The organism is Campylobacter sp. 2014D-0258 (genome assembly GCF_008000495.1).
In the GTDB taxonomy this organism is placed as follows: Bacteria; Campylobacterota; Campylobacteria; order Campylobacterales; family Campylobacteraceae; genus Campylobacter_D; species Campylobacter_D jejuni.
This window is the reverse complement of record NZ_VOAR01000001.1, coordinates 61,750-75,768: the sequence shown is the minus strand read 5'-3', so window position 1 is coordinate 75,768 and position 14,019 is coordinate 61,750. Positions and strand designations below refer to the sequence as shown.

General features: G+C 31.2%; 18 protein-coding genes. All 18 read right to left on the bottom strand.

Going from position 1 to position 14,019, the window contains the following annotated elements; translation table 11 throughout:
- Window positions 1-2: 2 nt before the first annotated feature.
- A complete protein-coding gene (locus tag SR62_RS00410; RefSeq protein WP_002892556.1) occupies window positions 3-758 on the bottom strand; it encodes an ATP-binding protein in 756 nt (251 codons plus the stop codon).
- The gene (gene pfs / locus SR62_RS00405; protein ID WP_002859787.1) at window positions 755-1,444 is read right to left on the bottom strand and encodes an aminodeoxyfutalosine nucleosidase; all 690 of its coding nucleotides are present in this window, start codon (window positions 1,442-1,444) and stop codon (window positions 755-757) included. The genes SR62_RS00410 and pfs overlap by 4 nt, the downstream gene beginning before the upstream one ends.
- Complete coding sequence (locus SR62_RS00400; protein WP_236842038.1) at window positions 1,441-2,313, bottom strand: ACP S-malonyltransferase; 873 nt, start codon at window positions 2,311-2,313, stop codon at window positions 1,441-1,443. The genes pfs and SR62_RS00400 overlap by 4 nt, the downstream gene beginning before the upstream one ends.
- Before the next feature lie 47 nt (window positions 2,314-2,360).
- Entirely contained in the window at window positions 2,361-2,930 is a 570-nt protein-coding gene (locus SR62_RS00395; protein ID WP_002851661.1) for a peptidylprolyl isomerase, read from the bottom strand.
- Window positions 2,931-2,944: 14 nt separating this feature from the next.
- A complete protein-coding gene (locus tag SR62_RS00390) occupies window positions 2,945-3,892 on the bottom strand; it encodes a tetratricopeptide repeat protein (RefSeq protein ID WP_002892557.1) in 948 nt (315 codons plus the stop codon).
- 3 nt (window positions 3,893-3,895) lie between these two features.
- Window positions 3,896-4,393 (bottom strand): peptidoglycan-associated lipoprotein Pal, encoded by a 498-nt coding sequence (pal, locus tag SR62_RS00385; RefSeq protein ID WP_002851617.1) that lies wholly within the window; start codon window positions 4,391-4,393, stop codon window positions 3,896-3,898.
- A 76-nt stretch (window positions 4,394-4,469) separates the two neighbouring features.
- On the bottom strand, window positions 4,470-5,678 hold the full coding sequence (tolB, locus tag SR62_RS00380) for a Tol-Pal system protein TolB (protein WP_002892559.1): 1,209 nt from the start codon (window positions 5,676-5,678) through the stop codon (window positions 4,470-4,472).
- Window positions 5,679-5,687: 9 nt separating this feature from the next.
- The gene (locus SR62_RS00375; RefSeq protein WP_002892561.1) at window positions 5,688-6,467 is read right to left on the bottom strand and encodes a TonB C-terminal domain-containing protein; all 780 of its coding nucleotides are present in this window, start codon (window positions 6,465-6,467) and stop codon (window positions 5,688-5,690) included.
- A 2-nt stretch (window positions 6,468-6,469) separates the two neighbouring features.
- A complete protein-coding gene (locus SR62_RS00370) occupies window positions 6,470-6,859 on the bottom strand; it encodes an ExbD/TolR family protein (protein ID WP_002892562.1) in 390 nt (129 codons plus the stop codon).
- Window positions 6,860-6,867: 8 nt separating this feature from the next.
- Entirely contained in the window at window positions 6,868-7,422 is a 555-nt protein-coding gene (locus tag SR62_RS00365) for a MotA/TolQ/ExbB proton channel family protein (RefSeq protein WP_002892563.1), read from the bottom strand.
- The gene (gene atpC, locus SR62_RS00360) at window positions 7,422-7,811 is read right to left on the bottom strand and encodes an ATP synthase F1 subunit epsilon (RefSeq protein WP_002892564.1); all 390 of its coding nucleotides are present in this window, start codon (window positions 7,809-7,811) and stop codon (window positions 7,422-7,424) included. Before atpC ends, SR62_RS00365 begins: the two co-directional genes overlap by 1 nt.
- Window positions 7,812-7,814: 3 nt before the next feature.
- Window positions 7,815-9,212 carry a F0F1 ATP synthase subunit beta gene (gene atpD, locus SR62_RS00355; protein ID WP_002852005.1) on the bottom strand — a complete coding sequence of 466 codons (1,398 nt, stop codon included), beginning with the start codon at window positions 9,210-9,212 and terminating at the stop codon, window positions 7,815-7,817.
- 24 nt (window positions 9,213-9,236) lie between these two features.
- Entirely contained in the window at window positions 9,237-10,121 is an 885-nt protein-coding gene (gene atpG, locus SR62_RS00350) for an ATP synthase F1 subunit gamma (protein ID WP_002860587.1), read from the bottom strand.
- Between the two features lie 8 nt (window positions 10,122-10,129).
- Entirely contained in the window at window positions 10,130-11,635 is a 1,506-nt protein-coding gene (gene atpA / locus SR62_RS00345; protein WP_002892565.1) for a F0F1 ATP synthase subunit alpha, read from the bottom strand.
- A 13-nt stretch (window positions 11,636-11,648) separates the two neighbouring features.
- Window positions 11,649-12,170 carry a F0F1 ATP synthase subunit delta gene (locus SR62_RS00340; RefSeq protein ID WP_002851861.1) on the bottom strand — a complete coding sequence of 174 codons (522 nt, stop codon included), beginning with the start codon at window positions 12,168-12,170 and terminating at the stop codon, window positions 11,649-11,651.
- 2 nt (window positions 12,171-12,172) lie between these two features.
- Entirely contained in the window at window positions 12,173-12,685 is a 513-nt protein-coding gene (locus SR62_RS00335; protein ID WP_002851681.1) for a F0F1 ATP synthase subunit B, read from the bottom strand.
- A 10-nt stretch (window positions 12,686-12,695) separates the two neighbouring features.
- Entirely contained in the window at window positions 12,696-13,121 is a 426-nt protein-coding gene (locus SR62_RS00330) for a FoF1 ATP synthase subunit B' (RefSeq protein ID WP_002857723.1), read from the bottom strand.
- 60 nt (window positions 13,122-13,181) lie between these two features.
- Entirely contained in the window at window positions 13,182-14,018 is an 837-nt protein-coding gene (locus SR62_RS00325; RefSeq protein WP_002851919.1) for a ParB/RepB/Spo0J family partition protein, read from the bottom strand.
- Window position 14,019 lies beyond the last annotated feature (1 nt).

Genomic DNA, 14,019 nt, shown 5'->3' with positions numbered 1-14,019 from the left:
TTTTATGCCTTTTGAAGCCAAAAACTCTCCGTGTGTAAATTGGCAAAAGCGGTTTTTAAACTTGTAAAAAGCTTAGGATGATCTTTTTCTAAATTTGCTAAAAGCTGTTTAGCTTCTTCTCTAGCGTGTGGAAATTTTACATTTTTTTCACTGAGTTTCATACCAGGACAAAATTCATTTCCTATCACGCTAAGTTCATTTTGCGTAGCATTATCCCTAAGCTGTCTTTCTCGCACAAAAATCAAAGGGCGTATCACAGTTACACCGCGTTTGCTTTGATAAATAGGCGCTAAGGTTCTTAAAGCTCCATTATGAATAAAATTCATAAAAAAGCTTTCTGCTGCATCATCTAAATGATGAGCTATAGCAAGCTTGTTAAAACCTTTTTCAAGAGCGTAAGTATATAAAGCTCCACGACGCATTCTCGAAAAATAACTACAAAAACTTGAATTTTCTCTTATGGTATCGCCTGAAACTTCATAAATATTTGAATCAAGCACGTTATGTTTAATGCCGTGTTCTTCACAATGTGCATGAAGATGAGAATAATCCTCGCCCATGCCATAACTCAAAGTTACTGCTTCAAGTTCAAATTTAAAAGGAGCGTGAGCTTGCATACGATTTAAAAGATGGGCTAAAGCCAAAGAATCTTTCCCGCCACTAAGCCCTAAAAGAACCCTATCTCCATCTTTAATAAGTCCAAATTTAGCATTAGCTTGTGCAACTTGGCGTATAAGTTTTTTGCTAAGATTTATCATAATTTCTCGCACATTTTAAGCACAAAATTGGCTGAAATTTTAGCTGAATTGATCACAAATTCATCAAAATCAAATTCAGCCTTTTCCCCTGCTTTATCACTCATAGCTCTTAAGATAAAACAAGGCACCTTTAAGGCATCACAAACCAAAGCAACACTTGCGCCTTCCATTTCACAAGCATCCGCATTGAAAATTTCTCTGATTTTTGCTTTTTTTGCTTCATCGCAAATAAACTCATCACCCGTTGCAATAATGCCTGCACGCAGTTTGATATTTAATTCCTTAGCAACTTCTAAAGCAAGATTGTTTAATTTCTCATCGGTTTTGATAAAAATTTCATTACCTGGAACAAAACCCAAAGGATGCCCAAAAGCGGTAATATCAAGATCGTATTGAGCTAATTTTGTTGCATAAAGCAAATCACCAATTTCAAGTTCAGGATTAAAAGCACCTGCAACTCCTGTAAAAAGCAACGCTTGTGCGCCAAATTTTTCTATCATCACACTAGCACTAAGAGTAGAATTTACCTTGCCAATTTTAGAATACGCTAAAACAAGTTCATGGTTTTTATACTTTGCAAAATAATAAGTATTATTAGCGTGTTCTATTTTCGTATAATCTTTAAGTGTTTCAAGTAAAGGAGTGATTTCTTCACTCATAGCTCCTAAAATTGCTATTTTCATCATATAACCTTTAAAAATTCATCAATATCATTCATATTTGTTAAAGCATAAGTTTCTTTTGAAGTGATTTTTTTATTCAAACCCTTAAGCACGCTTGCACCAAATTCTATGAAATAATCTACTTCATTTTCACATGCCTTAATGCTTTGTTTATAAAGCACAGGTGAGATAAGTTGTGCTTTTAAAAGTTCAAGGGCTTCTTCTTTGCTTGTATAAATTTTGGCATTTGCATTAGAAATTACGGCTTTAAAATTTGGTTTTAATACCTTTTCAAGCTCCACACAAAGCTTAGCTGAAGCATTTTCCAAAAGAGGACAATGACTTGCCACGCTCATATTTAAAAGCATAGCTCTTTTAGCTCCTGCTTCTTTAAATACACTTTCATAACTTGCTAAATCAGGTTTTAAACCTGCTACAACGATTTGTCCATCGCAGTTATAATTTGCAGCGAAAATTTGCTTGTTTTCTTTTTGTGCTTTTTGACAAAGCTCTTCAACCTTTTCATCATCAAGCCCCAAAACCACCATCATACCTGCTTCAACTTTTGCACAATCTTCTTGCATAAAAAGCCCTCTTTTATTGACCAAAGAAAGAGCCTCTAAAAAATCAAAAGCACCATTGACAGCTAAGGCTGAAAATTCTCCCAAAGAATGCCCTAAAGCAAATTTCGAACTTAAATCAGGTTTTTTTTCAAGTAAAACACTATAAGCCATTAAGGAATTTAAAACGATGGCGGGTTGAGTAAATTCACTTTGATTGAGTTTTTCGTTTTCTTCAAAAAGTAAATGTTTAAAATCAATCTTACAAAAATCACTTGCGTTTTGAAGGAGTTCTTTGGCTTTTATAGAGTTTTCATAAAAATCTTTTCCCATGCCAAGACTTTGTGAGCCTTGACCTGGAAATATAAACGCAGTCTTCATTAATGACAACCGCAACCGCCACCACCACAGCAACCGCCGCCACCGTGTCCGTGTCCGTGATGATGATCGTGCCCATGTCCGCTTCCACAACCACAACTATGACTTCCTGCGATAATACCTGTAAGAATTTCATCTTCACTCGCAGCTCTAGCATCTACGATATTTAAAGAAAAAAGCAAATCACGACCCGCATAAGGATGATTATAATCAATTGTCACATCATTTTCGCCAATCTCTTTTACAGTTACACGAACGGTTTCGCCATTTTCACCTTCGCCAAAAAGCTCCATACCTACTTTTAAATCAATACCTGCAAATTGCTCTTTTGGTAAAGTTTGAACGGCATTTTCATCGTATTCGCCTAAACCTTTTTCTTTTTTAATTACCACATCAGCATTGCTAGGGCAATCAAGCTTCATCACTTCTTCTTCTAAGCTTTCTAAAATCTGACCTTTGCCTAAAATAAAAGAAATAGGTTGAGAGTATAAATTTGATTCTAAAACTTCATTTGTATTTGCGTCTTTTAACTCATAAAACATTGAAACTACACTATTTTTTTCTATAGCCATTTTATCTCCTTAATTTATTTTCTATTAGGTGAAGCTTTTGCTTCGGGTGAATTTGGATAATTAGTTTTTAAAGCTTTATAAAAACCATTTGCTGTTTTTGTATCACCTGTTTTATCCAATGAAATGGCAGTATGATATAAAAGTTTTGGGAAATAATCCCCTTTTGTACTCAAAGAAGAACTTTTTTTATAATAAACAATAGCATTGTTATAATTTTTTTGTTTATACTCGATCTCCCCTAACCAAAAATTTGCTCTTGCGGGTTTATACTGCTTTGTTATGAGAAAATTTAATTTTGCTTTGGAATCTTCAAAAGCATTTTTATCAACATCTTTTATCGCTAATTCTAAAATTTCATTATTTTTTTTCTTTTTCCAAGATTCATCAATTTGTTTTGCTTTATCATCTTGGGTATTTTGAGTATTATTGTTTTCAATAGTACTATTTGAATCTGTAGTTGAAACAACAACACTAGGTGTAATAGTTTTAACGCTTAAATTTGCATCATTTAATTCGTTTTTAGAAACATAATTTGCATTAATAGCATCTACTAAAGAACTAAGTTCGGCTAAAACTTTTTTTACTTGCTTATTATTAGCTTCTTGAATTTTTCTACTTTCTTCAACATAAGCCTTTAATTTTTGAATTTCACTAGTAAAATTATTTTCAATATTTTGATTATTCTCTTCAACTTGACTTAATCTAGAATTTGATTTAGTATATTGAGAATTTATACCTTCTAAAGTGCTTTGTAAACCCTCGATTCTTTCGTTAATTTCATTAATTCTAGCATTTGTTTGTATATTTTCATTATTTAAATTATCTAACTTTTCTTTAAATAATTTTTCATTTGAAGTTAAACCATAAGAAGAATTGCTTGTTATATCTCCTGCACCAAAAGCTGAGCTTTCTGCATAAAGTAAAGTAGCTCCAAGAAGAGCTACTGTGAATATTTTTTTCATTAATTATCTTGATAATTTAAATTCAGCACGTCTGTTTTGCGCATCGCAAGCTTTAGTTTTTTCAGTGCACACAGGATTTGTTTCTCCATAGCTTTTAACAGCAATTCTATCAGCATTTACACCTTTAGCGATTAAAGCTTCTTTTACAGCTTTTGCTCTTTTTAAACCTAGAGCTTGGTTATATTCATCGGTTCCCCACTCATCGCAGTTTCCTTCAACAGTAATACTTACACCGCTTACTTCAGTGTTAAAGATATTAGCATTTGTGCTTACAACATTTTGCATATCAGGACGAATATTGAATTTATCAAAATCAAAATATACTTTATTTAAAGTATCATTAAGTTGAGAAATTTTTGAATCAATATCCCAACCATCACTTCCACCTGAACCACGATTTGAATCAACACTACTATCACCGCTTACGCTAGTGCTTTTTGTGCTACAACCACTAATAACAACTGCAAGAGCTGCAATTGAAGTAAAAAGAATTTTTTTCATTTATGACCTTTCAAAGTTAATAAATTCTTACTATTATATCTAATTTTTAATTAATTTTAACCTAAAATTGAAATTTTTACCAATCAATTGATTGAATTTTTCCAACCCTAAGAGGAAAATAAAAAGTCTTATTTGCATTTACACGAATAACACCTAAAGCACTTTGCACACCTAAATATTTGATAAATACTATACTTCCACCATCACTAGAAAATCTTGGAAATAAATTTTTTCCATTTGCCGTAAGTTGACGAATATAATCACTATTAATTGACATCAAATAAATATTAAAAACACCTGCTTGATTTGGTTCACGACTTGAATAAACCAAAAAATCTTTATAAGTCGAAACAGCCGAATTATTTCTACCATGAAAAACAACTTGTTCAGCACCATTACTATTTAAATCTTGCATAAAAATATTAGGATATCCTAAACGATCGCTTACAAATACCACTTTACTATCATCTGAGCCAATAAAATTTCCATTAACATCAATACCAGAATAATTAGTTAATTGTGTTAGATTTTTGGTATTTAAGTCATATAAATAAACATCAGGCTGATCTTTTGGAGCCATGGTAACAAGTAGTTTACTTCCATCTACACTCACATCACTTGCTACAACCATACCGCCACTTGATAAAATTTTACTAGCTTTATTGGTATTTAAATCATAACGGTATAAAGTTGGCTTATCATGATCATAAGCTGTATAATAAAATAGAGTTTGTTCTTTATTTCCCCATTTTGGAAATAAATTAAGCCCACCATCAACAATAACTTTTTGATAAGTTAAAGTATAATCAGCCATAATAATTTGACTTTTTTTAGAGCTAGAATTTCTCGCGATCAAAATTTTATGATCCATCCAATCAACAGATGCAAGTCCTAACGCATTTACAGAAGCTTTGACGCTTTTATGTGCCAAAAATGGATATTGCTCTAAACCATTTAAAGTATAAGTTTGCTCTGACTTATCAGAACCGCCAGCTTTTATTTTTACATTTAAACTCAAAGTGTTACCATTTTTATTTAAAGCGTATTCAAAAGTATAATTACTTGTCTCAGTTGCATTAGCAACAACTTCAAAGTTTGAACTTACTTTCAAATCGTTCACAATGATATTATAAAAGCTTTTCTTTAAATTCTCATCACTTAAATTTGAATTATCTTTAACAATAATCTTTGGTAAAACTACACCAGAATTAACAACATCAATCACTGGATCTTCTGCCCAAAGACTTCCTAAAAAGACTAAAAAAATTGCTACAATTTTTTTCATTTTTTTCTCCTAATCATTTTTAACTTTTGCTTCATCTCTTAAATTCATGGTAATGCTTATATTTTTATTTTGCGGAGGATAAGTAATAAATTTACCTTTTTGACTTTCTAAAAATTCAGCCACTTTAGCATCATATAAAGGATTCCCACTTTTTTCAACTGAAGTATAGCCAAATTTTCCATTTTCATCAATAAAAATTTTTACCTTAACAGAAATTTTTTCACTATTTGGATAATACTGAGTCCATCTTTGGGTGATAATACGCACGACTTTCCCTAAAAATTCATCATAAATTCCAATCTTTTGCGCCTTTGTGCTTTGGCCTTGCGTTGAACTTTCTTCTTGAAGTAAACTATCATTAAGTTGCTTTACAAGTTCGGAAGCTTGAGGTTTTGGGGCACTAGAAGCTCCTGATTTAGCACTTGATTGAATTTTTGTAGTCTTTTCTTCTTGTATGTCTTTGATATTTCCAAAAAGCTCATTAAAATTACTTGCCTTTTGGTCAATATCTTCTGTCTTAACTGTTTTATTTGTAGTCTGAGCAAAAAGCTTTTCTATATCAACTTGCTCTGTTGGTTTTTGTATTTCTTTAGGAGTGTTGCTTTGAGTAATAACTTGTTTTGATGGTTCAGCAAGTTCAATATCTACAAAACTATCTTTTATATCGGTATATTGTATAGCAGGTTCAACCTCGCTTACAAGTCTAAAAAAAACAAGAATTACTATACTAATATATATTGCTAAAGCAAGTAAAAACGAATTTAAATTACTCAAACCATAATTTTTCATGATTATTCAGTCTGTAAAGCAACTTTATTAAATCCTAAATTTTTTACACTTCTTAAGACTGAAATAACATCGTCATATTTTAAGCTTTTATCAGCGCGTATAAAAACCGGATCTTCGGTATTAAATTGTGCTTTTCTTTGAGCAATATTGTCAGCAAAACTTATAAAATCGTATTTTTCTTGATTTAAAAAAATTTCTTTTTTTGCATTAATACTAATAATTAAACTCTTAACAGTTGGAGCACTAGTATTTTTTTGACTACCTTGTGGAAGATTAATTTTTTCTTCATAAGTAATGCTTGGAGCTGTTACCATTAAAATCGCAAGCAATACAAGCATAATATCTACTAAAGGTGTGATATTAAGCTCAGGTTTTTCATCATCAAATGGCATTTTTAACCTTATTTACTCGAACTTATAACTTTAATCTCGCTATCAATAATGCTTAAAAGTTCGAAAGCTTTTCTTTTAATGATGAGATGAAATGTATAAGCAGGAATTGCTACTAAAATACCACAACCTGTAGCAACTAAAGCCTCACTGATTTTAGGAGCTATGATACTTAAAGAATTTTGAGTTCCAAGCCCACCAAAAGTTTCAAGTATAGAAATAACTGTCCCAAAAAGACCTATAAAAGGTGAAGTTGAAGCAATAATACTAAGCCAAGTAAGTCCAGCAGAAGCGCGGCGACTTGCTAAATTTTTATAGATTTCTAAATGATTTGAAGTTGTATCATTGCATTTTCTTAAAATCGAATCAGTATGACTTAAATCCTTCTCACCCAAGAGCAAAGTTTCTAAACTTTCTTTTTCTTTATTTCTCCATGTAGCCAAATAAGTCAATCTAGCAAACAAAATACTAAATGCTAAAATAAAATATAAAGAAAGCCATAATAAAACTATATAAGTAATAATACTTGAACTATTGAAAAAATGAAATATAGCTTCAAAATTCATTAATGCATCCTTGCATTATCAAGTTTTGAAAAAGTTGCTGCTAAAGCTGCATTATCAGAACTCATAGATTTAATCAAATCTTTTGCTTGAGCAAGATTTTTTTCAATCTCACTTTCATCACTTCCACAAACCCAAACCGCACCCTTTGCTAACACGCAAATCTTATCTTCATCTATCTTTGCATGTCCAGCATCAATAGCAATTAATTCATGGTTTAAATCAGCTTTTTCAATATCAATTACTCCAGATTTTAAAGAAGAAACCAAAGCAGCATGTCCTTTAAGCACGCCAAATTCTCCTTCACTACCCGGTAAAGTAACAGATTTTACTTCTCCTTGATAGATTACACCCAAAGGCGTAACTATCTCGAAATTAATCAAATCGTTCATAAATTAACCTTTTAATTTATCCGCTTTTGCAATAGCTTCATCTATATTTCCAACCATATAGAAAGCATTTTCTGGTAAATGATCATATTTACCTTCTAAAATTCCCTTAAATCCTGCTATTGTGTCTTCAAGGCTTATATATTTTCCTGGGCTACCTGTGAAAACTTCTGCAACGAAAAATGGTTGTGATAAGAATTTTTCAATCTTTCTTGCTCTTTCAACTACAAGTTTATCCTCTTCGCTAAGCTCATCCATACCTAAAATGGCGATGATATCTTGTAAATCTTTGTATTTTTGAAGCACTGATTGAACACCACGAGCAACTTTATAATGTTCTTCTCCAATGATATTTGGGTCAAGCATTCTTGAAGTTGAGTCAAGTGGGTCAACTGCAGGATAAATACCCTTTTCAGCGATAGCTCTATTTAAAACTGTTGTAGCATCTAAGTGAGCAAAAACAGTTGCTGGAGCTGGGTCGGTTAAGTCGTCAGCTGGAACGTAAACAGCTTGAACTGAAGTGATTGAGCCTTTTTTAGTTGAAGTAATTCTTTCTTGGAATTTGCCCATTTCACTTGCTAGGGTTGGTTGATAACCCACAGCTGATGGAATTCTTCCTAAAAGTGCTGACATTTCAGAACCTGATTGTGAAAATCTAAAGATATTATCAATAAACATAAGCACATCAAGACCCATTTCATCTCTAAAATACTCAGCCATTGTTAAACCTGTTAAAGCAATACGATTTCTTGCTCCTGGTGGTTCATTCATTTGTCCATAACATAGAGCAACTTTGTCTAAAACATTACTTTCTTTCATTTCATTATAAAGATCATTTCCTTCACGAGTTCTCTCACCCACACCTGCAAATACAGAATAGCCACTATGCTTAAATGCAACATTGTGAATAAGCTCCATAATAATAACAGTTTTACCAACACCTGCACCACCAAAAAGACCTACTTTACCACCTTTTGCATAAGGAGCAAGTAAATCCACAACTTTAATCCCTGTTTCAAAAATCTCACTTTTTGTGCTTTGATCTTCAAAAGCTGGCGGATCTCTATGAATTGCCCATTTTTTATCAAAAGAAATTTCTTCACCTTCATCGATCAAATCTCCAGTAACATTGAAAATTCTTCCTAAAACTTTCTCACCAACAGGAACACTAATAGGAGCACCTAAAGCCTCAGCTTTTAAGCCCCTTACCAAACCATCTGTCATATCCATAGCAATAGTTCTAACTCTATTATCTCCTAAATGAGCTGCTACTTCTAAAACAAGTTTATGTTTTTTTCCTTCGCTTTCAAAATTTACAACAATTGCTTCATTAATTTGAGGTAAATAGTCGTTAAAATCTACATCAACAACCGGACCTAATACCTGTGAAATAAATCCTTGCATTATTTATCTTCTCCTTAAAATTTACTATTTCATTGATTCAACACCACTGATAATTTCTATAAGCTCAGTAGTAATGGATTCTTGTCTTGCTTTATTATAAGCTAAATTTAGTTGTTTCACTCTTGCCTTTGCGTTATTAGTTGCATTATCCATAGCTTGCATTCTTGCACTATGCTCTGCCGCCAAAGAATCAATTAACGCATAATACATATTATACTCAAAATATGTTTTCATTAAATCTTCTAAAAGCTCAGTTCCTTCCGGTTCAAGCTCTAAAAGAGAATTATGAGTCTGTTCAATACTCTTTGGTTCAACTGGAATAAGATGATTAATTTTAAGTTCTTGGGTAATCATATTTTTATAACCATTATGAACTAAAATCACTTCATCTGTATTTCCATTTAAAAAATCATCTACAGCAGCATGAATTACTTCACATGCTTTCTCATAATCAGGACTAGAACTAAGATGGAAATATTTCTCTAACAATTCTATTTTTTGAAAATTAAAATATTCAATTCCAGTTTTACCTATAGCTCTAAGACGAATATTAATATTTTTTGCTTCATATTCTTTTAGCATTTCACTTACTGTTTTTAAAGTCTTAATATTAAAACCACCGCATAAGCCTTTATCTGCAGTGATAAATATTAAATCTACGGTTTTAATTTGTTCTTTTTTATGAAACAAAGATAAACGCACATCATCTTCATTGTGAACAATTTTATTGATCTGAAATGAAATTTCACTCAAAATTTCATCGATTTTTTGTGCATAAATTTTTGATCTTTTAGCTGCTTCTTCTGCTTTTTTTAACTTAGCAGTAGAAACTAGCTTCATAGCATTTGTAGTCTTTTGAGTGTTATGAACACTTTTAATTTTTCTTTTAATTTCTTTTAAATTAGACATAAAAGACCTTATAAATGATTTGCTTTAAACTCATTAATGGCTTTAGCTAGTTTTTCTTCCAAATCAGAATCTAAAGCTTTTTTAGAGCGAATTTGCTCAAAAATATCTGGATGTTTTGCCTCAATAAAAGGATAAATTCCATCTTCAAATTCCTTAATTCTAGAAACAGCAATATCATCTAAGAAACCTTTGGTTCCTGCAAAAATTAAAACTACTTGTTTTTCAACGCTAAGCGGAGAATAAGGTGGTTGTTTTAAGAGTTCAACCATTCTTTGTCCACGTTCAAGTTGTTTTCTACTTGCCTCATCTAAATCGCTAGCAAATTGTGCAAAAGCTTGAAGCTCTCTATATTGAGCAAGGTCAAGTCTTAATGTGCCTGAAACTTGTTTTGTAGCTTTAATTTGAGCAGCCCCACCTACACGAGATACTGATAAACCAACATTAATTGCGGGACGAATTCCTGAGTTAAATAAATCAGTTTCTAAGAAAATTTGTCCATCTGTAATTGAAATAACATTAGTTGGAATATAAGCAGAAACATCTCCTGCTTGTGTTTCAATTATCGGCAATGCCGTCAAAGAACCAGCACCTAATTCATCATTTAGCTTGCTTGCTCTTTCAAGCAATCTTGAATGAAGGTAAAAAACATCGCCTGGATAAGCTTCACGACCTGGAGGACGACGTAAAATCAAAGACATTTCGCGATAAGCTACAGCATGCTTGCTCAAATCATCATAAACAATTAAAGCATGTTTTGCGTTGTCTCTAAAAAATTCACCCATGGTTACACCAGTATATGGAGCTAAGTACTGTAAAGCCGCAGGATCTGAAGCACCAGCATTTACAACAATAGTATATTCCATAGCACCATGTTCTTCTAGTCTTTTAACCACTTGTGCCACTGTACTTTGCTTTTGACCAATTGCAACATATATACAGATAACTCCTTGACCTCTTTGAGATATAATAGTATCAACAGCAACAGTAGTTTTACCTGTTTGTCTATCACCTATGATAAGCTCTCTTTGACCACGACCAATTGGCACAAGCGCATCAATAGCTTTAATTCCTGTATGTAAAGGCTCATGAACACTTTTTCTCGCCATAATACCTTTTGCTTTTTCTTCAACAAAACGATATTCATTAGCATTGATCATACCTTTAGCATCAATTGGCTCACCTAAAGCATTTACAACACGACCAATCAAAGCCTCACCTACTGGAACTTTAAGTAATTTCTTAAGTCTTTTTACAGAAGCACCTTCTTTTAAACCTTCTCCTTTTCCAAGTATAACAATACCTACACTCGACTCTTCAAGGTTTAAGGCCATTCCTTTATCACCATTTTCAAATTCTACCATTTCTCCAGCCATAATATTCTTAAGTCCATATACCTTAGCAACACCATCAGCTACAGAAATAATCTTTCCTGTTTCTTCAATTTCAAGATTTAAATCAAAATTTTCAATTCTTTCTTTGATTATTGAACTGATCTCATCAGCTTTAAATTTCATTTACTTTTTCTCCTTAGATAATTTTCAATATATATTCATTTAGCTTATTTTGAAGAGCTTTCATAGAAAAAGAAAGTTCATAACCTAATTCTTCTAATTCTATTTTAACACTATCATCTTGACTGATTTTATTATTTAGTTTAATATTTGCATCAAATTTTTTGTTAAGTTTGACTTCAAGATCTTTAAGATTTTCTTGACTTAATTTTTCTTTAGAATATACAATACCAACAAAAATATTTTCTTTAAAAGCTTTTTGTCTTTCAAGTTCTTTAACTATTTGAGGAATGCATTCTAATCTTGAATTTTCAATCAAAAGTCTTAAAAAATTTTGAAAACTAGAATTTTTAATATCAAAAAAAGAATCAAGAAATTCCATTTTTCTTTCTTTTTTAATCTCATTAGATTCTATAATATTTTTAAATTTTGGCAAAACAAAAGCAGAATTTAAAATACACAAATTCTGATAAAAATCATTTATATCAGCTCTTGAAGCTATCGCTTTTGCATATCTTCTTGCAATTATATTTTCCATATTTAAGATACCTTCTTCATCATAAGTTCTATTATTTCACTCTGTTTTAATGTCATATTTGGATCAGAAAAAATTTCATTTAAAGTATTTGATACTAATTCTTTTTCCATTTTTCTAAATTCATAATCTTTTTGTTCCTCAAAATGTTTTTGAAGTAAATCTAACTCATCTTGAGTCTCTTTCTTAATATTTTGAACTAAAATTTCAGCTTCTTTTTTTGCTGTAATTAAAGCGGCAGCAGCACTTGCCTTAGCTTCTTCAAGTTTTTTCATCGTGTCTAATTTCTTAGCTTTACTTTCTAAAAGTTTTTTTTGAATTTCATCAAGTTTAGAAGAAATTTTTACAATACGGTTTTTGTAAAAATTTTTAAATGGAGTTGCAACAAAATAATACAATATAGCCACAAAAATTAGAAAATTAATAGTCCTTGGAATAATATCATATTCTCCACTACCGTTTGATGCACCAAAAGCATACAAAGGTAGCAAAAATATAATAAAGAATAACTTACTCATTTCTCTCCTCTTAAATTTTCTTTATGTTATTTTGCAAAGCTTGCTTAAGCTCAGGTAAATGTATGTTTAAATGTTCTTGCAACTCTTTTTTTTGAACGGCTAAATCTGCATAAAAACTGGCCATTTTTCTTTCTAATTCTTCTTTCTTGCTTCTAAGAATTTGCTCTGCCTCTTCTTTAGCAGCAGCTATAGCACTTTGTTTAATTTTTTGAATTTCTTCTCTAGTGTTAATATGAATAGCTTCTAATTCATCATTCACACCTAAAACTTCTTGAGAATTTTCTTTTACTTTATTCTCATCATTTTTTATAGAATCATTTCTTTCATCCATAAATTTTAAAAGCGGCTTATACAGCATACTATTTAAAATAACTATCATAGCTAAAAAAATAGCCATAGTAGCAAGCATTATGGAAGGATGCATATCTTCAAACATAATTCTCCTTGGTTAGAATTTTCGAAGGACTATTTTACCATAAAAAAGCTAAGATTTTGGTTAAAGCTTTTCAAGCATTTTGATTAATTTTTTAATTTTATCAATATTTTCTAAATGAATTACAAAATCATTATTTTTATTTTTGCAGTCAAATCCAAAGCGATTTAGTATTTGTTTTAATTTTTTTATTTCATCTTCAAATTCTTGATTAGGTAAGCTTTCATTATTTTTTATTTTTTTAACTATTTTTTCAGTATCTCTAACATTAAGTTTTTGACCTATTATGCTATCAACCAACATTTTTTCATCTTTTTGATCTAAACCAACCAAAACTTTAGCATGACCCTGGGAAATTTTTCCAGAAGCAATCAACTCTTGAGTTCTAATATCTAAATTCAGAAGTCTTAAAGTATTTGTTATTTGAGTACGAGACTTATGAATAAGTTCTGCTAAATTCTCTTGAGTAATTTTATGAACTTGCATTAAATCCTTATAAGAATTAGCAAGCTCAATAGGGTTTAAATTCTCTCTTTGTATATTTTCAATAAGAGCCAATTCTCTAAGCTTATTCTCATCAATATCAGCAATAAAAGCTAGAATTTCTTTTTTTCCTAATGCTTTCACTGCTCTTAAGCGACGTTCCCCAGCAATTAAAATAAATTTATTATTTTTTTTAAATACAATAATAGGCTGAATAAGTCCAAATTCTTTGATAGAATTAGCAAGCTCATCTAAAGCTTCTTGATCAAAATTCTTTCTTGGCTGAAATGGATTGGGTGAAATTTGATCAATTTCTATCATAGTGCTTTGATTTTTATCAAAACCCAATTCTTTACTATAAACAGTATCCATATCACTGATTAAACTACTTAAACCCCTATCTTTATTTAACCCCATT

Coding starts and splice junctions, on each gene's coding strand:
- atpD (WP_002852005.1), bottom strand. CDS start 9,212: ATGCAAGGATTTATTTCACAGGTATTAGGTCCGGTTGTTGATGTAGAT.
- SR62_RS00365 (WP_002892563.1), bottom strand. CDS start 7,422: ATGAATTTTGAAGCTATATTTCATTTTTTCAATAGTTCAAGTATTATT.
- SR62_RS00370 (WP_002892562.1), bottom strand. CDS start 6,859: ATGCCATTTGATGATGAAAAACCTGAGCTTAATATCACACCTTTAGTA.
- pfs (WP_002859787.1), bottom strand. CDS start 1,444: ATGATGAAAATAGCAATTTTAGGAGCTATGAGTGAAGAAATCACTCCT.
- SR62_RS00335 (WP_002851681.1), bottom strand. CDS start 12,685: ATGAGTAAGTTATTCTTTATTATATTTTTGCTACCTTTGTATGCTTTT.
- SR62_RS00340 (WP_002851861.1), bottom strand. CDS start 12,170: ATGGAAAATATAATTGCAAGAAGATATGCAAAAGCGATAGCTTCAAGA.
- pal (WP_002851617.1), bottom strand. CDS start 4,393: ATGAAAAAAATTCTTTTTACTTCAATTGCAGCTCTTGCAGTTGTTATT.
- SR62_RS00325 (WP_002851919.1), bottom strand. CDS start 14,018: ATGGGGTTAAATAAAGATAGGGGTTTAAGTAGTTTAATCAGTGATATG.
- SR62_RS00375 (WP_002892561.1), bottom strand. CDS start 6,467: ATGAAAAATTATGGTTTGAGTAATTTAAATTCGTTTTTACTTGCTTTA.
- atpA (WP_002892565.1), bottom strand. CDS start 11,635: ATGAAATTTAAAGCTGATGAGATCAGTTCAATAATCAAAGAAAGAATT.
- atpG (WP_002860587.1), bottom strand. CDS start 10,121: ATGTCTAATTTAAAAGAAATTAAAAGAAAAATTAAAAGTGTTCATAAC.
- SR62_RS00330 (WP_002857723.1), bottom strand. CDS start 13,121: ATGTTTGAAGATATGCATCCTTCCATAATGCTTGCTACTATGGCTATT.
- tolB (WP_002892559.1), bottom strand. CDS start 5,678: ATGAAAAAAATTGTAGCAATTTTTTTAGTCTTTTTAGGAAGTCTTTGG.
- SR62_RS00390 (WP_002892557.1), bottom strand. CDS start 3,892: ATGAAAAAAATATTCACAGTAGCTCTTCTTGGAGCTACTTTACTTTAT.
- atpC (WP_002892564.1), bottom strand. CDS start 7,811: ATGAACGATTTGATTAATTTCGAGATAGTTACGCCTTTGGGTGTAATC.
- SR62_RS00410 (WP_002892556.1), bottom strand. CDS start 758: ATGATAAATCTTAGCAAAAAACTTATACGCCAAGTTGCACAAGCTAAT.
- SR62_RS00395 (WP_002851661.1), bottom strand. CDS start 2,930: ATGGCTATAGAAAAAAATAGTGTAGTTTCAATGTTTTATGAGTTAAAA.
- SR62_RS00400 (WP_236842038.1), bottom strand. CDS start 2,313: ATGGGAAAAGATTTTTATGAAAACTCTATAAAAGCCAAAGAACTCCTT.